Origin of the sequence: Stieleria marina (assembly GCA_007741555.1) — a bacterium.
Classification (GTDB): domain Bacteria; phylum Planctomycetota; class Planctomycetia; order Pirellulales; family Pirellulaceae; genus K23-9.
The window spans coordinates 3870216-3893084 of the sequence record CP036526.1 but is presented as its reverse complement, the minus strand read 5'-3'; the positions used below and the strand labels follow the sequence as shown (position 1 = coordinate 3893084).

14 protein-coding genes are annotated in these 22869 nt (G+C 54.7%); 6 read left to right on the top strand and 8 right to left on the bottom strand.

Features of this window, described 5'->3' with window-relative positions:
- Window positions 1-93 precede the first annotated feature (93 nt).
- The 4 genes from K239x_RS13895 to K239x_RS13880 all read left to right on the top strand — a co-directional run bounded on the left by K239x_RS13895 (window position 94) and on the right by K239x_RS13880 (window position 6739).
- The gene (locus tag K239x_RS13895) at window positions 94-1269 is read left to right on the top strand and encodes a Gfo/Idh/MocA family protein (protein ID WP_145418660.1); all 1176 of its coding nucleotides are present in this window, start codon (window positions 94-96) and stop codon (window positions 1267-1269) included.
- Between the two features lie 303 nt (window positions 1270-1572).
- Window positions 1573-2670 carry an exo-alpha-sialidase gene (locus K239x_RS13890; RefSeq protein ID WP_419190034.1) on the top strand — a complete coding sequence of 366 codons (1098 nt, stop codon included), beginning with the start codon at window positions 1573-1575 and terminating at the stop codon, window positions 2668-2670.
- A gap of 155 nt (window positions 2671-2825) precedes the next feature.
- Window positions 2826-5126, top strand: a complete 2301-nt coding sequence (locus K239x_RS13885; protein WP_145418658.1) for a c-type cytochrome — start codon at window positions 2826-2828, stop codon at window positions 5124-5126.
- Window positions 5127-5194: 68 nt separating this feature from the next.
- A complete protein-coding gene (locus K239x_RS13880; RefSeq protein WP_145418657.1) occupies window positions 5195-6739 on the top strand; it encodes a DUF7133 domain-containing protein in 1545 nt (514 codons plus the stop codon).
- A gap of 71 nt (window positions 6740-6810) precedes the next feature.
- Here the strand turns inward: K239x_RS13880 and K239x_RS13875 are convergent, their stop codons facing one another.
- The 3 genes from K239x_RS13875 to K239x_RS13865 form a co-directional block, all read right to left on the bottom strand.
- Entirely contained in the window at window positions 6811-7623 is an 813-nt protein-coding gene (locus tag K239x_RS13875; protein ID WP_145418656.1) for a hypothetical protein, read from the bottom strand.
- Between the two features lie 142 nt (window positions 7624-7765).
- The gene (locus K239x_RS13870; RefSeq protein WP_145418654.1) at window positions 7766-9223 is read right to left on the bottom strand and encodes a DUF1593 domain-containing protein; all 1458 of its coding nucleotides are present in this window, start codon (window positions 9221-9223) and stop codon (window positions 7766-7768) included.
- 115 nt (window positions 9224-9338) lie between these two features.
- Window positions 9339-12356 (bottom strand): DUF7133 domain-containing protein, encoded by a 3018-nt coding sequence (locus tag K239x_RS13865; RefSeq protein WP_419190033.1) that lies wholly within the window; start codon window positions 12354-12356, stop codon window positions 9339-9341.
- A 375-nt stretch (window positions 12357-12731) separates the two neighbouring features.
- On the opposite strand from K239x_RS13865, the gene K239x_RS13860 reads away from it, so the two are divergent.
- Complete coding sequence (locus K239x_RS13860) at window positions 12732-13184, top strand: hypothetical protein (protein WP_145418650.1); 453 nt, start codon at window positions 12732-12734, stop codon at window positions 13182-13184.
- A 329-nt stretch (window positions 13185-13513) separates the two neighbouring features.
- Here the strand turns inward: K239x_RS13860 and dgt are convergent, their stop codons facing one another.
- The 3 genes from dgt to K239x_RS13845 form a co-directional block, all read right to left on the bottom strand.
- Window positions 13514-14782 (bottom strand): dGTP triphosphohydrolase, encoded by a 1269-nt coding sequence (gene dgt, locus K239x_RS13855; protein ID WP_145418648.1) that lies wholly within the window; start codon window positions 14780-14782, stop codon window positions 13514-13516.
- Between the two features lie 555 nt (window positions 14783-15337).
- Window positions 15338-15667, bottom strand: a complete 330-nt coding sequence (locus K239x_RS13850) for a hypothetical protein (RefSeq protein ID WP_145418646.1) — start codon at window positions 15665-15667, stop codon at window positions 15338-15340.
- Window positions 15668-15829: 162 nt separating this feature from the next.
- Window positions 15830-16093 (bottom strand): PEP-CTERM sorting domain-containing protein, encoded by a 264-nt coding sequence (locus K239x_RS13845; protein ID WP_145418644.1) that lies wholly within the window; start codon window positions 16091-16093, stop codon window positions 15830-15832.
- Between the two features lie 121 nt (window positions 16094-16214).
- Here K239x_RS13845 and K239x_RS13840 point away from each other — a divergent pair, with 121 nt between their 5' ends.
- On the top strand, window positions 16215-16451 hold the full coding sequence (locus K239x_RS13840; protein WP_145418642.1) for a hypothetical protein: 237 nt from the start codon (window positions 16215-16217) through the stop codon (window positions 16449-16451).
- A 194-nt stretch (window positions 16452-16645) separates the two neighbouring features.
- Here K239x_RS13840 and K239x_RS13835 read toward each other — a convergent pair whose 3' ends face one another.
- Together K239x_RS13835 and K239x_RS13830 are read right to left on the bottom strand one after the other, a co-directional pair.
- Window positions 16646-18157 carry a peptidase associated/transthyretin-like domain-containing protein gene (locus K239x_RS13835; protein WP_145418641.1) on the bottom strand — a complete coding sequence of 504 codons (1512 nt, stop codon included), beginning with the start codon at window positions 18155-18157 and terminating at the stop codon, window positions 16646-16648.
- A 353-nt stretch (window positions 18158-18510) separates the two neighbouring features.
- Window positions 18511-22833 (bottom strand): sulfatase-like hydrolase/transferase, encoded by a 4323-nt coding sequence (locus K239x_RS13830; RefSeq protein ID WP_419190032.1) that lies wholly within the window; start codon window positions 22831-22833, stop codon window positions 18511-18513.
- Window positions 22834-22869: the final 36 nt, after the last annotated feature.

Below are 22869 nucleotides of genomic sequence, written 5' to 3'. Positions count from 1 at the left end.
TGAACGCGCAGCACGATGCGTGCAGTTATACTGTCACCACGATTGCTTGCCTAAAAGCATCGCCCACCGAGTCTCGCGCAAAGCTATCTCACCATGAAGCGACGTTCTTTTTTTGCAGCCACCTCCGCAATCGCTGCGACGGGGTTTGCTCAAGATACCCAAACGAATCGGCGTGTCGCCGTGATCGGACACACCGGGCGTGGAAATTACGGACACGGCCTGGACACCGTTTGGCAGAAGATTCCTGGTGTCGAAATCGTTGCGGTAGCCGACGCCGATCAGGCTGGTTTGGCAAACGAGTTGAAGAAATTGAAAGTCGACAAGGGCTACGGCGACTATCGCAAGATGCTGAAAGAAATTCGGCCCGAGTTCGTGTCGGTTTGTCCTCGTCACGCCGATCAACATCACGACATGGCCATCGCAGCGATCCAAGCGGGGGTGAAAGGGCTTTACATCGAAAAACCATTTTGCCGAACGCCCAGTGAAGCGGACGCTCTGATTGCGACCAGTGAAAAGCACGGTGCAAAAATCGCGGTGGCCCACCGCAATCGCTATCACCCTGTGTTGACGCAGATTGACAAAATGATCGCGGCGGGCGAACTTGGCAAATTGCTGCAAATTCGCGGCCGCGGGAAAGGCGACCGCCGCGGAGGCGACGAAGACCTATGGGTTCTGGGTAGTCACGTCTTGAACTTGGTTCATTACTTTGCGGGCGTCCCCAAGTCGTGCTCCGCCATCATGCTTCGCGATGGACGACAAATCGCTGCGTCGGATGTTCGGGCTGGCGGAGAAGGACTCGGGCCGCTGGCAGCCAACGAAGTTCACGCTCGTTATGAAACGGAGAAGGGCATCGTCGCTTACTACGATTCGATCGCGAACGACGGAACCAACGGAAAAGCATATTGCATGGAACTGATCGGCAGCAAAGGCACCGTGACCATTCACATCGACCACAAACCTGTTGCCCACTTCACTCCCGGAAACCCGTTCCAGCCGTCCAGCACGCCTCGTCCCTGGATTCCAATTACGACGGGCGGAGTCGGACGTCCGGAGACTCAAAACGAATTGATCGCCAATGTGTACAACCATGTGCTTGGCGTTCGCGATCTGATGGATGCCTGCGACACGGACCGACAGCCGCTTTGTGATGCTCATGCCGCTGCGACGACGGTCGAAATGATCTGCGGTGTATTCGAATCTCAACGGCAGCAAGGAAAAACCATCGACTTCCCGCTCGTGCAACGTGACAACGCTTTGAGTCTTCTTTAGCGATTGGTACCGATCGACAGCAACGTTCCTAATCACGATATGATGTGAACCCGCAGAGATTTCCGAACGAGGCGGTCCCGCCTTCACCCCGCCCGCATTTCTGTGCCCGCCCTCCAAGCAGAAGAAATTCTTACCATGACGCGCCGCTCATTTTGTGCAGCAACATTGGTCACCTCGATAGTTGCTGTGTTCGTTGTTGCAGTGAACCCCTGTGTTGCCGACGATCCCCTGGAACCAAATCGTACCGCCTTCCAGATTGAACGGACCGTTCTGACTAAAGGGTACGACGGAACAAAGTGCTGGGTGCACGCCCGAGCTGGCATCATCCCGCCTGGGCCTGATCAGCCGGAACCGACCGTTGTCGTGACGACACAGCCGCTGATGATCACCGGTTCCGACGTGTTTTACGCACTCAATTCCACGGTCAGTCGCAACTTGGGAAAATCGTGGGCGCCGTTGATGCCGCAAAAACTCTTCGAACGACGACGGATCGACGACGACAAAGAAGAAACGATTTGCGACTTCACTCCCCGGTGGCATCGCGAGAGCGGCGTATTGCTGGGGACCGGACAAACCGTTCAGTACAAGAACAACAAAGTCATCAAGGTCAGAGAGCGACAAACTGCTTACGCCGTCTTTGATCCAGCGACCAATCAATGGAGTAAGCCGAAACATTTACAGATGCCTGACGACATTCGCTTCAAAAACAGTGGCGCCGGTAGCGTTCAGCGGGTTGATCTCCCCGATGGCAACATTTTGCTTCCCGTGTATTTCAAGGACCCGAAAAAAACACAGTTTGGCGTCACGGTTTGCCTCTGCAAATTCGACGGCAATGAACTCACGTACCTCAAACACGGCAACGAAATGACGGTCGACGTCAAACGTGGACTCTACGAACCGTCGGTAGCTAAGTTTCGCGAGCGCTTTTTCCTGACGCTTCGCAACGACGATCACGGGTACGTCACCAGCAGCCAGGACGGTCTGACCTATGATCAACCGAAGCGTTGGAAATTTGACGATGGCACCGATCTGGGCAACTACAACACGCAGCAGCACTGGGTGACACATTCCGACGGTCTGTATCTCGTTTACACTCGCAAAGGAGCCGACAACGACCACGTCTTTCGGCATCGAGCGCCGCTATTCATCGCTCAAGTCGACCCAGACAAGCTGACATTGATCAAGAGCACGGAACAAATTATCGTCCCCGAGCGCGGGGCACGACTGGGGAATTTTGGAATCGCCAACATCACCTCTAATGAAACATGGGTCGTCGTGACGGAATGGATGCAGACGTGGGGGCCCAATCATGTGATTCCAGTCGACAACAAGTATGGTGCCGACAACAGCATTCACATTGCCAAGATCAAATGGTCAGTGCCCAATCAACTGGCGGACTGATGAGATCAGCTGAAAACGTTTTGGTATCGACACTAGAGAACATGGACTTTGTAAACCGGTTGCCACGAGTGAATCATTGCACCTTGATTAGATCCATCGCATTTGCTGCGTTAGCAATTCTCGGCTCAGGCGTTACTGCGCAGGAAGCGCCGTTCGTGGCTGGCTTCGAACGCTTCGCACGTCACGGGGATATCGACTCTGCCGAGGGCGGGCGACTGTTGATCAGCGAATTGAGCTGTGTGGCCTGCCATGCATCAGAACAACAATCGCTGCAGCCCAAACGAGGGCCAAACCTGAGTGTAGCCGGCGTGCAGCTTTCTTCGGATTGGATGAAACGATTCATTGCGGCTCCCCACGAGACCAAACCCGGCACGACGATGCCGCATATTTTAGCAACGCTTCCGGCGAAGGATCGCGAAGCGACCGTGGTGGCGATTACCGAGTTTTTGCGAGCACAGCAAGCGGAATTTCCGGTCATTAAGGCGGGTGGCGCCAGTGCGGTGCCGCACGAGTTTTGGAAACACGGTGATCCGTCAGCGGGACGAAAATTGTTCCATCGCATCGGCTGTGTTGCGTGTCACGAACCGGATCCGACGTACGAGACCGTCGAAACGCAACCCACTGTCTTGTCGCTTGTCCTTGAGCAGCTCAGTCCGGACGAGATCGAAGAGATGGGGTTGGCGTCGGCGACTCGGCGTGTTGCATCGGTACCGCTTCACGAACTATCGAAGAAATACTCGGCGCAGTCGCTAACGCACTTTCTGCTCGACCCGCATCGCACTCGCATTTCCGGCCGAATGCCCAAGTTCGATTTAAACGTTGTCCAAGCCGCCGATATCGCCGCTTGGATTACGCAGCGAGACGGATCGGGGCCGAGCATGGCGTCCGAGTTTCATCCCGCCAAGGTCGACCAACCGCTCGCCGAAAAGGGGCGAGTGCTATTTGCGGCACTGGGCTGTGCCAACTGTCATTCGGCAGGCAAAGTGAAACCATCCGCGACGGCAAAGGCTTGGGGTACGCTGCGTGCCACTGATCATTCCTGCCTCAATTCGGCGACCGGCTTGCCAGATTTTGGGCTGAACGACGATCAGCAGCAGGCGATTTCCAGTGCGATTGATAGTGCGATGCCGAGCGCCACTGGCCAAGGTGACTCGTTGGACGCAGATGCATTGGCTCGGCACACCTTGCTGCAGTTCAATTGTTTTGCCTGTCATCAGCGGGACAAAATCGGCGGTGTCGGCCGCTATCGAAAGGCGTGCTTCGAAACCTTTGGGAACATTGACGTCGGCGACGAAGGCCGACTGCCACCGCCGCTGACAGGAGTGGGGCACAAGCTCCTACCCAAAAGCCTTGAAGATGTATTTTCGGGTAAGGCAAAGCTGCGGCCACACATGACGATTCAGATGCCTGGTTTTCCCCAAGCTGGAATGCGGGATTTGCCAACGCAGTTAAGCCGCGCAGATCAGCAAGACGAAATTGCAGAACAGGAATTGTTTCCGTTGGAAGACGAACACATGGCCGCTGGTCGAATCTTATTGGATACCGGCTGCGTGCAGTGCCACTCGCTCCAAGGAAACATGTTGCCCGGTGTCGTTGGCGTGGAACTCAGTGACGTTACCAACCGCGTCCGTCCGCAATGGTTTCGCGATTTCCTGTTGGATCCGGCCCACTTGAAACCGGGCACGCGAATGCCTTCGTTCTTCCCGGACGGCAAAGGGCAACTGAAGACGGTTTACGGCGGGGACGCTTCGCGGCAAATATCCGCGCTTTGGCACTACCTGAAACAATCTGCGAACCAGCCGTTGCCACAGAAACTGGAAAAATCGCGGTCGCAAAATTTTGAACTGATTCCAGAAGATCGTCCGCTGTTGCTCAGAACGTTTATGAAGGACGCTGGAACTCACGCGATCGCCGTCGGTCTACCAGAGAAAATCAGCTTTGCATTTGATGCCGAAAGGGTGCGTCTAGCGACGGCTTGGAAGGGCCGCTTTCTTGATGCACAGGGAACCTGGTTCGTCCGATTTGCACCACCTGCCGAACAGTTGGGGGACGACTCGATTGTCTTTCCCGATGCGTCGCTATTTGTGCAAGATAATGACGCTGAAATGCGATTCCAGGGCTTTCGCCTTGACCCGTCAGGCGTGCCAACGTTTCTGTATCAGATGGCGGGCTGCGATGTTCAAGACCGCATCACGGCAACGACGGACCGCCAACTCCGTCGCAAGCTGACGATTCGGCGGACTGCGGTCGATCAAACGATTTGGATTCGACCGCTAAGCGGAAAAACCCCGGGGCAGAAAGACGACTTCACCATGACAGACGAGAACGGACTGAAGGTTACCGTCGTCGGGCTGTCTTCAGATGGAGAGGTGCGACGAAACAAGAATGGCTACGAATGGATGTTGCCGCTTCCCGCAAACGCTGTCGTTGAAATGGAACTGCATTACCAATGGTGAAAACTTGTAACTACCACCTGCATTCGTTTGCCAAAGTTTGCCGCTCTGTTCGTGTGAATTGGCACGCCATGGCATTTCAGCCAGCGTTTGCGCTGCTGGCGATAAGCCCGATGACATCGGCAATCGCCGACGACGAATCGGACTATTACCGAATCATCACGATCGCAGCTTCCGAATCACCCACCGGTTCGCGTTCGTCAAACTGGAAACCGGCGCCCGACGATCTGGCGTTGGAGGTCAGTGGCCTGGAGGTGATCGATGACAATCGGGTTGCCGTCGCGATTCGAAAGGGCGAGATCTGGTTTCTGGACAACGTGTATGCGGACCCGCCGACCGATGTAAAGTACCACCGTTTTGCGACGGCACTTCACGAACCGCTTGGCCTGCTGAAACACAACGGAGCGTTTTATACGACTCAGCGCAGCGAACTGACCCGGATTACTGACACCGATGACGATGGTGCAGCCGACGAATACTTGACCGTGGCGAAGGGCTGGGGAGTCACCGGCCACTACCACGAGTATGCGTATGGCCCAAAGCTGGACAAGGACGGAAATCTGTGGGTCACGCTGAACATCGGCATGGGGCTCAAAGGCGAACACCGCAAACGCACCGTGTCCAATCCGGTGCTGGGATACCATCAGGGACGTTGGCGAGGCTGGGGCATGAAGGTCACACCGGCTGGCAAACTGATTCCAGTCTGTGCTGGCATGCGGTCGCCAAGTGGGATTGGCGCGAACGCGGACGGCGACATGTTCTACTCGGACCAACAGGGCAATTGGGTTGCCACCAACTCATTACATCACATGCGCGAAGGAGCTTTCTTTCATCATCCCGAATCGCTCGCGTCGATGGACCAACCCGGATCCCCGATTCACGGCGTCACAAAAGTGCCCAATGGGCTGCCGTACCCCGACGCCGTCAAGCAGTTCGACCAACTTCGCCCTCCGGCCGTTTGGTTTCCGTACAAAAAGGCGGGGCAGTCAGCAACTGACATCATGCTGGATGAAAGCGGCGGCAAGTTTGGGCCGTTCGCAGGACAGCTTTTCGTCGGCGAATTCACGCAGGCCAGCATCCATCGCGTGTTCCTAGAAAAAGTTGACGGCGAATACCAGGGAGCGTGCTTCCCATTTCGTTCCCGGCTGGCATCGGCTGTGTTGCGAATGGATCAGGGCACCGACGGCAGCATGTTTGTAGGACTGACGAATCGCGGATGGAGTAGCTTGGGATCGGCGTCGTACGGTTTGCAGCGACTGCGCTGGACGGGCAAGACGCCGTTCGAGGTCAAAGAGATTCACGCTCTTCCCGATGGTTTCGAGCTGACGTTCACGCAGCCAGTGGATCGCAGTTCCGCCGAAGACGTTGCTTCCTATCAGTTAAACAGTCACACCTATCTGTACCACTCGACTTACGGCAGTGATGAAATTCAAAAGCGTTCGTTGAGCGTAGAATCTGCCACGGTTGCGGACGACTTGAAAAGCGTTCGCCTCAGGGTGGACGGTTTGCGAGAGCTTTTCGTGCATGAGATCATTGCCGACAGGGTCAAAAACGCGCAAGGACAATCATTGCTGCATCCACACGCGTGGTACACCCTGAACAAAATTCCAAAGTGACCCAACATCCGCCACATCGTGTGGGCCGCTTTGCCAACCCGTTTTCGATTGTCAGAAAAAGAATGCGCTGCTTAATCGGAAAGCTGCCGCCAAAGTAGATCGATGTTGTGAAGGTGCTGCATGTGTTCCGGTCCCGTCGTGCCATCGAACCCGAGCACCAGGAAGTTCCCTTGCTGTGCTTGGCTAACCTGATGCATGGATTTGACCGGATGGTCGTTCGCCGAAGAACGATGAAGCTCCAGCGAACGCAGCAAGTACTCTGCGGTTTCGGTGGTGCTCGCGTAGGGCGTTTTTTGAGCAGAGTGTGACAGAATAAACTTTTTCTTGCCTTGTGCAGCCAATGACGCAAATCGCTGGAAGTCGTGCATGTCGGACTCGTCGACTTCGCGCTTCGGATGTTCTGCCTGCAATCCCGCGTAAATGGAATCAGCCGTGACGATGCCACTGATTTGCTGGAAATTCCGCGGCGTCTTTAGGATCTCACGCAACGCACCGTAGCCCGCGCTGAAGGACGAAAGGCTAACACAGTCCCAATCAACTTCGGCACCGCGAAGCGAGCTCGCGACTTCGGTTCTGGCAATCTGCTGAATCTGTTCAAAAAGTGTGGAATCGTTTGAAAACGGCTTGGAATACGCAGTCGATAGGCCAGGAAAGTTGATGACCACAAGTACCGATTCAAGTTCGCTGCGAGCGTACGCCGCCCTTACGGTCTTCGGATCGCCGTGGAAGTGCATTAGCAGCCGGGTAGGGTTTGCATCCGGTGACCGCATCACGACCATGCTACCGTTTGCGACCGGAATCGCCCGCGAGAGTTCGATGTCATCCGCCTGCGCAATGGCTGCCCCCACGAGCATGAAAACCTGGGGGAGTATTCGAGACAACATGGTTCATTTTGATTCGCGGAAAATGGCCGACGGAAACGCTCTGGCTGCCGTGCGTTGTTCAAGTTGGCTTGCTCGAATCCAAAGTAATCATTGGGATGTATTGAGCAACCAAACTCGCTTGCCTATCGCGTTTCGCTCTGCTTTATTTGCCCACCGAAACAATCACGCGGCGATAACTGCGAAGCGATGGTGTGCCGTTGTCTTTGACTTCCAGGATGACGTGACGGGTTCCAGCTCGATCCGTCTTCGGCACCGTCATCTTGGCTTCGACGGCGGTGCTGTTGTCGATCTTGACTTCGTTGGGCAGTGTTCCCGCCTCGCGATACTGGAACCATCGATAGGAAAGTTTGTCGTCGTCGGGGTCACTTGAGCCAGCCGCACTGAGTGTCAACTTCTCTTCCGGTTTGGCATTGATGTGAACGATGTTCTGGCTGGTGTTCTTTGCAAAAGCCGCGACCGGACGGTGATTGGCTTTGTCGAACTCGCTGGTGTTCGACCAGTCGATTCTGGCTGCGAAATCAAATTGGTAATCCTCGCGCCATCGCCAGATGGTGGCGTGGTTGGTCATGTAATGCTTGTCATCGACTCCCACGACCGCATCCACCGTGTCCGTCCAAATTGGCCGCGTCTCCGCGCTGTACATGAAGTTCTTTTTCGCTGGAGTGTACAGTTCGTAGCGTCCGCCCCATCCGCCCCAATCGGGATGCTCGGGGTGGCCTAATCCATTGGGAATGATGTGGAAAAATGACGGCGTGTCACCTTCCATCAAGTACTCGGTGTGCGGATGCTGGGCACCCAACGGACCGTGGTTTTGTCGAATGTGTTTGTCCAGCCAAGGGTTGTCGACGATGTCGAAATTTGCGCCGGAGAACTTTCCGTGGAATCTGTCTCCGGCGATGCCGACCCAGGTCGCGTAGGGATAACTGTTGCCACCATTTTCGTGATAGCCGGGGCTGACGATGTAGAACAGATCCGGAAATGTCTCACGGATCCAAGGGCCGGAGTCATCTTGGTCGGAGATCGTATAAGTCCGGATTTTTGACACAAACTTTTTGACCTCTTCTGGGCTACGCGTCTTCTTCACCTTGAATAACGCCTGAGCCAAAATGTTGGCACCGCCCCACGCCGGAATCCAAATTGGGCGATCGTCATCTTTGTCGACCATCTTGATCACCCAGTCGGATCCTTCAGAGTCCTTGCCTTCACCGACCGCTTCCATTCCAAACGACGCAATGCCTTTCTTAATCAGGCTCTTGAGTTGCGAATGAGTCGGGTAGCCCGCTTCGTGCTTCAGCAGATTGTCGCGGACCTCACCGTACGCATCGACGATCTCGTGAAGCCGCCAGTCAGCGATCGCGTCGCGTTGCCAGCAAGACGTCGTCGCAACCAGCCCTTCGATGTCGATCACATTGGAATACGTCAACAGTCGAACCAAAGACATCGCATCGTCCGGCTCGTTTTCGATATCGGTCAGCACCAGAAGTCGTGGTTTCTCGACTTTCTGAAACGATGTCTCGGCCGCCAAAGTGTGTCCCGATACCAGCATGAAAATGCCAACGATTACCAAGGCTAGCGGACATGCTTTTGTCGTCAATCTCATGGAGTGTTCATGGTCCGGATCGGAGTGTCGTCAGTTACGTGTCAATCGTTTTCAAGTTCTAACGGATTTGCCGACTGGGTGATGGATGGGCCTGGCGGCAAATGTAACGAAAGGCTCAATCGACTTCATTGGCTGATGACAGTCGGGAGCCTGGGATCGGGCGTTCGATCGCGCCGTCAGGCAGCTGCCAGCCGACCGCCAAACAGTCATCCACGCTCGCTTCGAATTGCAACGATTCGATGTAGTAGCGTTTGCCGGCTTCCAAACGAATCGGCTTGGACTTCTGCTCCGGATACTTTTCCCAAACTCGCGATGGTGTCCAACGTTTCATGGTGACAATGCGTTGCTTGTTTGAAGGGGCGTCGGACGAACTGAGCCAAAGTTCAGCGTAGTCGTCGGCTGCCACCCAGAAAACGTAGTCGCCGGTTTGCGGCGGATGAATGTAACCACGGATACGTGATCCAAAGTTGTCTTTCCAATTCACGGGCGACTCGAAACGAGTCAGCAGCCCTGCACCGGATGGCTTAGCTGGAAAATCAGCATGCTTGGTCAAGCTGGACAATCCCCCCTTGGGCAGTTCGAGCCAAAACTCGCGTGATATCACGCCGGTGGGAAGCCCCTTCTTTTTCGCTTCGTCGTCCTCTGAACAAAGGAACGCCACAAGATCCTGAAGCTTCTCCGGCCCCAGTTTGTCAAACCCCGTCGGCATCAGTGAAACAGAACTTGCGCGAATGTCTTCCACTTCCTCTCGCTTGACAAGATGCGTTTTGGCCGCCGCATCAACCAACGCGATGTGTTGCTGGTCCGCGGACTGCAGCAGTCCCGTCAACGCATGTCCTGAATCTGTCAGCAACACATAGCTGACGTAGTCGGGATTGATGGCCGCATTTGGCTGAACAATGTCACGCAGCACCGCTTCGGGAGATCGACGGACGGACACCGTTAGGTCCGCGGCCACTTTTCCACCGCGACCTGCAAATGTATGACAGACGGCGCACTTCGCTTCATCGCCAAAGAAGATTTCACGCCCTTTCACAGGATCACCGACGACCAACGCAGACTCGGTGTCGAGCGGTTCGTCTTCAGGAGGCCGAATGGTCGGTGCCCACGGCACAAACAAATGCTCCAGCCGCAAGGGACGCTCGTGCGGGTCAAAGTCGGCATGATAGGACACGTCGAGCTGAAAAGGCTCGTCTGCTGCGGCAGTCTGTACAACCAATTTCAGCGGGACTTCTTCGCTTGGCAAAACCTGTTCGCGCCCGCCACGCGGCTCCGTTTCGCGTCGTGGTTGCTGTGCAGCGATGGTAAATACTGCAACCTGACGCTCCCCATCGGCAGTGGATTGCGTTGCCTTTTCGTTGCAATTGACGGTGAATGAATGATTCGCCTCCCAACGAAAGGTGACTTCGTTTCCCGGCAGTAAAAGCCGTGAACGAAGCACCAGTGTGCCCTGTTGTTCCAATAGTTTGTTCAGCTGCTGGTGTTCTGCGGAACCCGCTGTCAGCGTTTCGATCACGTTGGTATCAACATGGGGAAGCCAGCCGGTCCACGTCGGTCGCTCATCGCCCCGGCGCGTCCATTCGGCCTGAACTCCACCAAGATCCAATGACAGTTCAGCATCGCTAGCTTCTGCGGCGGAGTGATCATCGCCAGCCGAAGTCACGCCGGGAATGGTGACCGCGTAGCGAGTCCGCCACGGCTGTCCGGCGGTCGTGAATGTCACCGTACGATGGTCGTCCGATACAGCAACGGCACCGACGTTCAATGGACGTCGCAGAGCTGCTTTCTCCTTCTTGACGACTTCGTAGCCGGGCCAGATCCACTCGTGTCGGTCACCTTCGTAGGCTGTGTCGCCCATTTCGATTTGAGGCGTTTGTAGTTTGGTCGGATCAATCGGACGATCAAAGGCGACCTTGATTTCCAACGGGCTGGCCGACCAAGCCGCGACCACTTGAGGCTGTTTCGCATCAACGCTGATCTTGTACAAATGCCCTTTGGCCGCGGGCCCCGAGCCCCAATCCGGTTTGCCGCCATGGCAAGTCACCAGTAAGTCACCGCTCGGTGCGATGGCGACATCGGTCGGTAGTGATTCAAAGGCTGCGAACTGAACCTGTTTGCCGACGTAGCCGGCCCGGGATTTGGCAAGCGGGACTCGCCACAGTTTGCCACGTGAAAATCCCGTGACGATCGCATTGCCTTCCCAGTGCGAAGGACCGAACGGCTTGCGATGTTTACGTAGTTCGTTGAATCGAAAACCGCACGTCGATTGATGCTGAGGCGAAAAATCAACCACCGCGGGATCGTCCACAACGGTCGGCAAGTATTCCGGATGACGAAAAGGAAAACCATAGTGGCGATTGGAAATGATTTGCAGCAGTTCGTCGCGAGGATTGCCGCCGGGAAACCACGTGTCGCCTTCCTGATCAGTCGCAAACAGGTCCCCGTGCTTGTTGAAATCCAAACCAATGACGAACCGCAAACCGGTCGCAACGATTTCGCGCCGTTTTCGATCCGCGGACACTTTTAGAATCGTGCCCCGTTCGCTCGTCTTGTCGTATTGGGACTTTCCGTTCTTATCCAGCAACCAAGCCTTGTTGTATGACATGCAGCCCAGGCTGAAGTAAAGGTTGCCGTCAGCATCCATTGCAACACCCGCCGCGTCGTTGCGAGTGTCACTGTTGTGAGTCTCATTGGCCCAGCCCGAGACAACCGCTTCGCTTTTGTCTGCGATTCCGTCGCCGTCGGTGTCTTTCAGTAAAGCGATCTTGCCTCGAGCCGCGACGTACAGTCCTTCCGTCGTCGCAAGGATTCCGACAGGCGTCAGCAAATCACCAGGTTTTTTCCAGAAGACTTCCGCTTTGTCTTCCACGCCATCACCGTCCGTGTCCGTCAACACGTGCACGCGACCATCGTAACCCGCTGCATAGAGCCGACCGTCCGGACCGTAATCGACACTGTCTACGTTGTTCAGATTCACCGGCAAACGCTGGATCGTAAGTCCCGGTACCAGGGCTTTGACTTGCGGTCCATCCGCCGCGTTAACCGATGCCGCACAAGCAGCAACGACCAACGCACATCTAGCTCGTAACAAACCCAGGCGGCGAGAGCCGACCAAAATTCGGAATGGTTTCATAATCGTCATCAACATGATTGAGTGAAGTTGCCCCGAGCTTTCCGACTCGGATCGATTGGGACGATCACCGAAAGGTTGGCCACTAAAATTTGGGTACACACAGTTCAAAAGTGTAAATGACTTTAGAAGTGTGTGCCTGGAATCACCTCTAGAAAGCAGCCTGTCGGACCAAGCGTTTTCTGCGGCGACGACCACTGGCAAGGCCCGGCAGGCATCCCCCTACAGGGCTTCCCGTCTTGGTTTTCTCAGATTCTCTACTAAAGTGGTAAGCCGCTGATACTCCGGTGCAATTTGGGAGTGTTGATTTGTTTCCGTGACGCCGCGCCTTCCTTGCGGAAAGCGTAGAAGCTGGCCCCCTTAATCGACCAACATTCAATGCCTATCACCTACTGGGAAGAAGACAACTATTGTCGTTATCAAGTGCGCGTTTGCCGCCACGGCAAACGCTACACCAAGACGTTTAACTGTGCGGCAGGAAAACGCAAAGCACTGAAAGCGGCTCAGCAATACGAGCAGCGGTTGCTCGAAATACTTGATACCGATCCGATGACTTCGGCTGGCCGGTCAAAATCGAATCGAAACCGATCTGCCTCATTCAAGCCGTTTGTCGAAACCAACAGTCAGTACGGTACCAAGTACATCGCCGTCAGCTATCGCCGCGAAGACGGCCAGTGGAAACGAGTTTCCTACGCGATCAAAAAGCATGGCCGTGAAAAGGCGACTCAGATGGCGATCAAAGCTGCCAAAAAACTCCACACGCCCCATCCGGAACGCGTGTCAAAAAAGCGCATGCCAACGCAATCAACAATTGCTGCCGAATTGGAATAGAGAATGCCTCGCCAATGGTCCGGCAGGCAGCAAATGAAGGCTCCGTCCGTGGCCGATTCTTCGAATCCTTGACCGATCACTCTTAAGAATGCGTCGTAGTGCTGCGAGTTGTGAAAGATCGTCTGATGAGCCTTCGGACAGTTCAGCGACTAGTGCCCGCCATCGGCTTCAACGACTTGATTCTGTGAACCCGAAGAAATCGATGCTGTAACGGCCAGAGCTTGTGACGCCAAGCGAAATGACCCCCTTCACAATGCTGTGCGTCCCATTACTGCGTTTCTTAACGATGTTTCGTTGGGTTGCGTTGCGACCAGCCTGTGTTTTGTCCTTTACAGCAGGTCCACGATACTTCCGAACTCCGGATCGATGAGTCTGCGGTACGTGCGGACGGCGAAGCGATCGGTCATCTTTGCAATCGTGTCACAGATAATCCGGGCCGACGCAGGTTGATCGCCCTCCGCTGCTTTCAACTCGGCTTCAGTTTCGTCGGGCAGCAGACGCAATGGCTGCGACCGGCCGCCAAAGTAGTTGTCAGCGAAAATGTTGTAGAGTTCGCCGAGCACCCGCTCTGCCTTGTGATCCAATTGCTGTAGTTGTGGCGAGCGGAAGACAAGATCCAGCGAGACTCGCTTATAGAGCTTCGACTCTTCCGCCGCCTCTCGTTCGACAGTGACCGCATAGCGAAAGCGCGCGGTGTGGGACGACATGAAATTGTCTGGTGCAGGAACAATGTCAGCTGCTGCGATGAAGCCACCGATCTTGCTGCCCATCAATGGCTCTAAACGACGACGGCGAATGGCGTCACAAATTCGATCGATGTGCTTTGCATTCTCGGCCTGAATGTTGTTCTCCGCTGCCCAGCGTTCCAGGTGTTCCAAGTTGATGAAGCCCGCATTGACGCCGTCGACGATGTCGTTCAACGAGTAAGCGGTATCATCAGCCCAATCCATTATCTGGCACTCAATCGATTTAAAGCCGTTGCGTTGCTTGCCGGGCTGAAGTTCAGACACGAATAAATTGTCACCGAAAGTGAAATCAAGGAACTGCCTTTGCGTGTCATAGACAAAATGATTGGATGCATCGGGAGTCTCGGACAGCAGTGTTTTGTACTTCAGCGTGGCATCCAGGAACGCTCGCGTTGGATCCATGCCGCGCTGCCCATAGATCGTCTCCGTCAACAGTCGCAACGTCTGGGCGTTGCCCTCAAATCCTCCCTGATCTCGCATCAGGTTGTGAAGCACTCGCTCACCGGCGTGGCCAAATGGCGGATGCCCAATGTCGTGAGAGAGGCAAGCAGCTTCGACGAGATCGGAATCGATGTAGTAGTCGTCGCCAAGCAGATCGCTGGTCGCCTTCAAGCGGCTGCAAATTGAACGGCCAATCTGAGCGACTTCCAGCGAATGGGTGAGTCGCGTGCGATAGAAGTCATACTCACCGGACAGAAATACCTGCGTTTTGTTCTGTAGACGGCGAAACGCTGACGTGTAAAGAATCCGATCCCGGTCGACTTGAAACGGCGTGCGATAGTCGTCTGGACGCTTGCCGTCGGATCCAGACAGAGATTCGGTATCGAACTGATTGTAGAAGGTGTTTTCCATCTGCCTAATCGTAGCGAATGGCCTTTCGTTCTGACATCATGCGGAATAGCGTTCGGACTTGTGACATTCTGTTTGCGATCTCCTCGAGAGCCTGATTAACCACGCCAACCACGTCGCTAAACAGGCTGATGCCTTGAGCGAGGAAAAGGGGACGCGAGCGAAGGGCGCGGGGAGAAGTCTAAGCTGCTGTGGCGAAACGGTTTCGGTTCGGGTTCCGCGGTGAGTGCATCAGCTTGTAGTTCTTTTGCCTGCGTTTGAGGTTGCGTTTTTCTTGACGTCCGAGTTGATCGCTAACCCTGAGTTCGAAGATGGTTTCGAGCAGGTTCGTCGATTGCTCATGATGGCGACCAGACCCTAGTCGCAAGCTGGAGGCCAATTCTTCGACTGCTTGCATCGCTCCGGTAAAAAACAGTCGCGTCGAGCTGAGTACATACTTCAACGCTGAAGCCAGCATCGCCGCGCAGACCGAGTTGTATCCGATCATGTGAGAGCAAATTTCTTTGCGCTCCACCTGTGGGCTCTTGCAGCGAAGGTGTCCATATGCGTTTTCAAATTTCAAATATGTAAATCCACCAGCCCGGGGCGACGATAGAGCGAGGCAAGTTCCTCCGCTTCATAACTATTGGTGTTCAGAAGCGTGGTGGCCAATGTGATTTCCCATGTGCGAAAACCTCTCTGCTCCACCATGTATTTCAAGTGGCGAACAAGGACAGCCAAGGGATAGGCGTCGTACTCTTGTTTACTCATCCATGCTTGACGCTGCGGGCGATGATACGCGACGAGTTGATCAACGTATCCCTGCATGAGTCCTTTCCGAAAATCTACCTTGCGATTGTGATGAACGCGAGCGACCAAATCGATTCCCTTCATCTCACTCGGAGCCATCAGCCAAAAACTGGCGTAGCAAGGTGCTGATTGACAAAGAAACCGAAGCTCTGCACGCCTGGCAAAGACGCCCCTTCCATTCCACAAACAAAAAAAGCCGCCCGTTGTCTTGGGCGGCTTTCTGAGTCTTCAATCAACGTCTACAAATCAATTGTGGTTATTCTACCTGCGTCGACGGGCGACGATTCCAAGCATGCCGATGCCGAGCAGAGCAAAACTGCTGGGCTCGGGGACTGCTGTAATGGTGTTGAACGACATATTGTCGAAGGTGAATGCCGAGCCATCTTGGTTATTGAACGTGGTCATGATAAGCGAGTCAACGCCGCCGGTCGGAAGGCCACCCGTTTGAGTGGATTGGGTCTGGCCGGTCTGGTTCTTGGTGGTGCCGGTCCACAGATCGTACGTGCCGGCGGCCATCGTGTGCATAGTGGAATCGGGGGACGTGTAATCGCCGTGCCGAACACGATTGGGACGGGGGTCTTTTTGGCTTGCCTGAATCGGTTGGTGTCATTGGATTTCAACTCGTTCCTTGCTTGAGGTGATCACGATGCCTCAACAGAGACGTCTCGATGTGGCGGGTGGTGCTTATCACGCTCTGAACCGCGGCGATGCTCTGCAGAGTATTTTTCGCAAGGAAGATGAATACGCTGTGTTTGAGCGAGTGCTCGGTGAAGGACTGGAGCTTTACTCGGCCCAATTTTCATTCCACATTGATGCCAAATCATCGCCCCCATCCTTCGCGTCGATCCGGGCCTTTGGCTCGTCGGCCAAAAGTATGGCTTGAACCGTAAATACCAGGACAAGAATTGTATGAGATCGCATCCGCCGTCCTTCATGCAAACAGTCTGCAAGGCGTGTGTGCATCATGGGTCACGGGGCGGAGGGCACAGTCAACCAACCAGTGGCGCTGCGTATCGGCAGTCGAAATTCACAATTGAAGTGTACGAAGGCTAAAGAAGTTGTTTGCTTTGGGCACCGTCAGCGACGCACTTGGATCTTTAACGTTTGGGTTGGTTCAATCTGAACATCGCCGTCTCTCATGTGCCGCGTTTCGTGTTCATCAAGTACCACGCGATAGGTTGCGTGCTTGAAATCAATCTGGGTGGGGAACTTTCCCAGCAGAAACTTTCCATCTGCATCGGACGTTGCCGAAGAACAAAGATAATTGTTGTAGTAAGCGATGACACGTGCTTCGGCGACAGGTTTATCGTCCTGATCAACCAGAAGTCCCTGCAGTGGTTCGGTCGGAACGACTTCAATCGCTGGAAGTTCAAATGCCTCGTCTTCGGGGACGTCCTCGGGCACTTCGTTTTGCTTGGGGGCCCCGAGTTGGCTGTATTTCGTTGCCGAGAGGTTCATCGGTTGAAACCTTACTTTCCCAGGCAGCACCCAAGCTGCGAACTCGCCGTTGGCATCACTCACGACATCAGTGCCTTGGCGATACGAGCCATAGTAGACATGGATCTTGATGCCTTTCATTGGCATGCGAGTTTCTTTCGCAATGATCGCCCCACGAATCGGAACCAATCGCTGCATCGGGATCTCAAGCTTGGTGGCTAAACCTTCAACGAGTCTTGCATCTGGAAACAATGGCCTTGCGTGAACGTCGTTCGACAAAATCGAATGTTCAATACGCACTCGGCCTTCTGCAATCACAGGTACTACAAAACGTCCAGTCTTGTCAGTCACTGCGGTTGCCTTACCTTCCGTTGGCCACGGCGGACGTTTCGTCTTTCCGGCCGCAAATGGTTTTTCGGTACTGAAATGCAGTTTGATGCCTCCGCACCAAGCCAGGTGGTCGGCAACCACGCGTCCTTCGATCCTACTGACTTGTCGCAGCGTGATAGTTCGCTCCGCGGGTTCGCTGGGTTGCATGCCTGGCCGTATTGTTTGAATGCCAAAATCCACCGACGTCAAACGCAACCTAAACAGTTTTTCTTTCAACAGTGAAGGAAACTTGACCCGTCCGTCTTTGTCCGTGCGGCGACGCAACTGAGTCACCGCCAGGTTGGGGACCAAGTCGTAACCGAGCCAATTCCGGTAGTTCTGTGGTTCGACCAAGACATCTGTAACAGGTTCCCCGTTCACATCGACAACGACGAACGACGTGTCGGTCGCCGGTGCGAGTTCGATGCGTTTGGTTTCTTGGTCAAGCCAATGCCGTTCAGAAAAACCGAGAGCGTAGCCAGGCGCCCATGCCCAAAGTATCGAACGACTGGACGCCACCAAGTTTTCGGATTCAGTGACTGATGGCACTTCCAAAACGAACCGCCCTTGAGCGTCCGCACGCGTTTCCATCTCCAACGGCTTGAAGAGGGGCCGTTCAGACGCATACCGATACCACAGCATGGCCCCCGCGATTGGCTGCCCCTGTTGATCAACAACCGTGCCCTCAAATGTTCTGGCAGGCATCTGCTGAGCCACCGCCGGCAAATGAACGCCAGCGATCAAGAAAATCAATGCCAAGAACTGTCGTAGACGATGGATCATTTCGTGCCCTCTGCAAGTCGTCGCAAGCTATTTGGCCCATCACACTGCGTTGCTGTGAACACTCGGTTGCGAAAAAATGTTTGCCACGGTGATTTTCGATCGCAACGCTTTCGTTCACGTGGTTGGTCCAATGTTGTTCGCAGAAATTATACAGTTCGATTCGATCGAAAAGGCCGCTTTGCCCTAAATCGACGTCTGATCCAGAAAGTGCGCTTGATCATTTTCGCTGCCAGTTTGCATAAGACGCGGGAAAATTATGTACCGGAAGGACTGGCCTTTCTTGTGTCGTCACCCTTCGTATCGCCACCAGCCAAATGCCTGGCCGATCCGCATTGCTCGCGTCGACTGCCGGCCTATCGATATTCGAATTGCACGGTTACTGCGGTATTGGTGTTGGAAACCGCCCGGACCCAGCAGGCTGAAAAACCGTCAGCAAACTCGTGTTGCACTGTTTGGTCGCTCGCGACTGGGAAGGTTTTGTAATCTGTCCACAGGCCGTTTCCATCCAAATCAATCTGCAGCGTGATGGTGGCGGTGTTGGGATGGTCATGCGACATTGAGACGGTCTTTTTGTCGTAACCTTTCATTAGGTACGGATCCGAAGGGATTCCGCTTTTGACGTTGGTGTTTGACCATGGGCCACCGTTGCCGATGGGCTTGCCCAACTTCCATAGGTCGTCGATTCCGCCAAACCACAGACCCGTGTTGTGTGCGTCGTCGCAAAAGACATGGCCGTCGTTTTTGGCGTCCGGGCGAATTCCGCTCAGGACTAACAAGCCGTTCCAGGAACAGAAATCGGCGATCTGCTTTGAGTGGCTGGAGACAGGTCGCATCAGGTTCCACGCAGGCGGCGCCCCGTTGGTGACCAGTGGGATTTCGTAGAACGTGCCGTGGATGTTAGCGAGATGTCGTTCGGATTCGACTTCGCGAGATGCTCTCGGCCAACCAGATGCTAATGGCTTGTTGTAGGCCGCGGCGCCTTTTGGTAGTCGCAGCTGCATACCCTTGTGAGTCAGCAGAACCGATGCTTCGTCGACTGAAAAGTCTGGTTCGACGCGCAGCAACTTCGCGAGCTCTGAATCGGGGTCGTCGGCTTCAAAGTGAAAGTCGGATTTGGTGAAATCGAAATGACGCTGGTCGCCTGTGATGACTCGCAGGTTTCGATTTCGTTTTGCCGGATAGACCAAACCATCAAGAGACTCTTGGCCGACGTCGGCCAAGCCAGCAAACAATGCTTGGTTCTCAGGTGATTTTCCGTCGACAAATTGGTTGGTCGTTTGATGCAAAAAGGCCGTGGCAACGCAATCTCGGTCTGTGATCAATCGCAACCACACTGCATCAAGATCGGCCGGCAGAACTTTCCCTAAGTACGTTCCGGGTGCCACATCAATCGAGTCGAAATCTGTCCACTCGCCATTGCCGTTTTGGTCGACCTGCAGCGTCACGCAAACGGGCGAGTCATTGTCCTGCGTAGTCGCCTGTTTCGCAGGCGGATTCGTCACAGTGGCCGTACCGATTGGTTTCAGTGCGTTCGTGAAACCCTTTGGTATTGCGACGAATGCCATGTGCGGCATTCCAAATGCGCCTTTGTTGTGTTCGACAATGTTGCTTGGTATCGAAACGCTTCCGGCCGGAAACTCGCGAACGAACACTTTGTCTTTGACGTTGGGGCTCCAGTTCAACGTCAGGTTCGTCAACTTCCAATCTGGCGGCAAGGGCGAGTGGCCTCGTCCATCGACGGCAAGATAGACCGTGGCGGGTTTGCTGAGCGTGAATGCAAAACCAGCCGCCGGGTCACGCCAGTCACCGCGAGGAACCGTGACTCGAGGCAGTGAGGCGAGTTCATCGGGCAGGTTCGTGATTGGTAACCGGTCGGTGGTCCGCATCAATGTGTTGGCAACCGGTCGAATCCGGCCAATCGCAAGGTGCAGCATGCGTTGATCAAAACCGGCTACCAAAAACGGATCCGAGGGACGCTTGGCTTTCACATCGTCTTCAATCCATGGGCCACCGTAACCACTCGCGGGGCCCCAGCTTTTGAGATCGTCGTATTCGCCGAACCACAGATTGCTTTGCGGTTGACCGGCTAGGTTGTTGCCTTGAATGCTGGTCTCGTCAGTCGCCAATACCAGGTTGCCATTCCAGTCACAGAAGTCCGGGACGTATCGCAGGTGACTGCCGATCGGCTTGATGCCTGCGGTATTGGTGCTGGAAAGTGTCTTGGGGAAGTCGAAGAACATCCCGTGCATGTCCATCATCCAGCGGCCGTCGGTGATTTCGCGAATGCGCGGCCATTCGGTATACCAACCGTGGCTGGCATCGTTGCAATAGGCAGCCTTGGGCAACAAGTAAGTGTGCCACTGGCCGTTGTCCAGTACTTTCAAACGAACACTGCGGCGATCCCAACCCATGGTCCAGATTGGATCGTTACCGTCGCTGCCGCCGGTGATTCCCTTCGGCCCAGTGACTTCGGTGAACTGACGCCGTTCGACGATCTTCCAATTCGTGCCGTCGAATTCAGCCAGCACTCCGCCTTCTTCTGGCGTCTTTGCTTTGCCACCGACCAATACGTCTTTGTAGTCGCCGACATGAAGTTCGCCGTTGTTGGAAATGACCAATCGGCCCTGAGACGTGTAGCCGCCTTTACTGTGCCAACCGGGAACGGGTTTCTTGAAAAGTCGCTTCACGGCCAGAGTGTGAACGTTGGCTTCCCAGATGGATCCTTCCATGTCGATGTAGTAGACCATGTTGGCCGGATCAGTCAGGTGACGCGCGATCGCGGTCACGCGGATCGGCATGTCTTTTGGCTGAATCGTTCGGACTTTGCCGTTCTCGTCGATCAAATGATGGCCGATCAACAACTGTTTCGATTCGGCGTGAATCATGCGTCCGGCCGGCGTTCCGCCTACGCTCTCGGGATGCACTGTCATCGGCTGAGACAAATCCGGATCGATTGAAAATAGCTTGTGTTCGCTGCCCCTTGGTTGATGCGGTGCGTAATTCACCATCCACAATGTACCCGCCCACGGAACAATCGCTCCGATGCCGCATTCGTTGTGGCCTTGTTTGTAGTGAGCACCATTCTGGCTGTAGACGCCGTAAGTCGTCAGGTGTGGATAGACGCCACTGATGTGAATGTCGGTTCGCGGAGGTTTGGGAGGAGCGACTGGGATCTTCGGCGGGTCACCGCTTAGCTTCGGCTTTACTGTGTTGTCGGCAACGAGTCTTGAATCTCCATTCGCAATTGCTTCGCGAAGTTGAACCAACGCGGTTCGCAAACTGTTGAGCGTGGCGCTGTGCTTCGGATTTTCAGCAAGATTGTATTCTTCGATCGCGTCGGACCGCAGGTCGTACAATTCCGAAAAGACATTGCCCGATGCAGTACCGCTTTGAGTCTCGACGTACTTCCAGCGAGCATTGCGGACCGCCCACAACGGTTGACTGCCCAGTTGCGGCGTCGGTGCTTCGTAAAGAAAATTAGTTCGCCAATCAGCCGGCGTCTCGCCCTGGACAATCGGCAACAGGCTTCGACCGTGCAGCGAAGTTGGGATCGGCAAGCCAGCTAGATCATAGATCGTTGCGGTCAGATCGATATTCATCACCAGTTCCTCGGAGACTCTTGCTGATGTCTTCGGACCGGCAATCGCCATCGGAACTCGCATGGATTCTTCGTAAGGCAACACCTTGCTGGTCATGCCGTGTTCGCCAAGAAACCAGCCGTTATCGCCCATGAAGATGTACCACGTGTTTTCACTCAGACCGCGACGCTGCACTTCGTTCATCAGCCGGCCAACTGCCGCGTCCATTTGTTCGACGCTGGCGTAGTAGTCACGAGCATGATTGCGAATGGCGGCAGGATCTTCGTAGCCATACTTGATCGCCTGCGTGCGATTGCGAGATGCGTTGAGGTATTCAGGTTTTCCTGCGAGATCGTCGTTCCATGTCTTCGGCAACGGCATTTTGTCGGCGTTGTACTTGGCAAGATACTCCTGCTTCGCCGGCCACGTGAATTTGCTATCCATGTGAGGCACTTGCGTGCAGAACCACAGCACGAATGGCTTGCCAGCCTGGGTTGCTTGATCAATGAAACGACTTGATTCGTCAGCAGCAACATCGTCAACGAAACCCGGCATCACTTTCTGGTTGCCGTCAACGGTGAACTTGCGGTCGTACCACGGACCGTTGCTCCAACAGGTCGACGCGAAATCAAAACCACATTCTTCAGGTGTCGTTTTCAAATGCCATTTACCGGTTACTCCCGTCGCGTAGCCAGCGCTGGACAGCGCGTGGGCGAAGGTTGTTTCCCCGTCGTTGAGCGGTTTTTTGCCAACCGAGGTCACTCCATTCGCGCTGCCATACCTTCCTGTCAGGCAAGCAGCTCGACTGGGCGAACAGATGGCCAGGGTGACGAACGCATTTTCAAATCGCGTGCCACGAGATGCAATTCGATCGAGGTTTGGCGTCCGAACACCAGCGTTATCAGAAGCACCGTAGCTATCCCAGCGATGGTCGTCTGTCAGAATGAAGACAATATTCGGCTGCGTCGCGGCTGTTTCGGGGGCCGTCGCCGCAAAGGTTGGACAGTGCCCGCTCGCCAACATGCCGATCAACACGGCAAGATTCAGGCCCGCGCGGATTCGTACAGCAGCAGTGCTTAGATCTCGGTCAAATTGCATTTCGATTCTCGAAGACGTTGTCTCGTTTGTGATGCT

What these genes read in the sequence shown, in the direction of transcription:
- K239x_RS13880 (WP_145418657.1), top strand. Translation starts at nt 5,195, where the DNA reads ATGGCATTTCAGCCAGCGTTTGCGCTGCTGGCGATAAGCCCGATGACA.
- K239x_RS13830 (WP_419190032.1), bottom strand. Translation starts at nt 22,833, where the DNA reads ATGCAATTTGACCGAGATCTAAGCACTGCTGCTGTACGAATCCGCGCG.
- K239x_RS13875 (WP_145418656.1), bottom strand. Translation starts at nt 7,623, where the DNA reads ATGTTGTCTCGAATACTCCCCCAGGTTTTCATGCTCGTGGGGGCAGCC.
- dgt (WP_145418648.1), bottom strand. Translation starts at nt 14,782, where the DNA reads ATGGAAAACACCTTCTACAATCAGTTCGATACCGAATCTCTGTCTGGA.
- K239x_RS13835 (WP_145418641.1), bottom strand. Translation starts at nt 18,157, where the DNA reads ATGATCCATCGTCTACGACAGTTCTTGGCATTGATTTTCTTGATCGCT.
- K239x_RS13895 (WP_145418660.1), top strand. Translation starts at nt 94, where the DNA reads ATGAAGCGACGTTCTTTTTTTGCAGCCACCTCCGCAATCGCTGCGACG.
- K239x_RS13845 (WP_145418644.1), bottom strand. Translation starts at nt 16,093, where the DNA reads ATGCACACGATGGCCGCCGGCACGTACGATCTGTGGACCGGCACCACC.
- K239x_RS13860 (WP_145418650.1), top strand. Translation starts at nt 12,732, where the DNA reads ATGCCTATCACCTACTGGGAAGAAGACAACTATTGTCGTTATCAAGTG.
- K239x_RS13850 (WP_145418646.1), bottom strand. Translation starts at nt 15,667, where the DNA reads ATGGCTCCGAGTGAGATGAAGGGAATCGATTTGGTCGCTCGCGTTCAT.
- K239x_RS13865 (WP_419190033.1), bottom strand. Translation starts at nt 12,356, where the DNA reads ATGAAACCATTCCGAATTTTGGTCGGCTCTCGCCGCCTGGGTTTGTTA.
- K239x_RS13840 (WP_145418642.1), top strand. Translation starts at nt 16,215, where the DNA reads ATGCCTCAACAGAGACGTCTCGATGTGGCGGGTGGTGCTTATCACGCT.
- K239x_RS13870 (WP_145418654.1), bottom strand. Translation starts at nt 9,223, where the DNA reads ATGAGATTGACGACAAAAGCATGTCCGCTAGCCTTGGTAATCGTTGGC.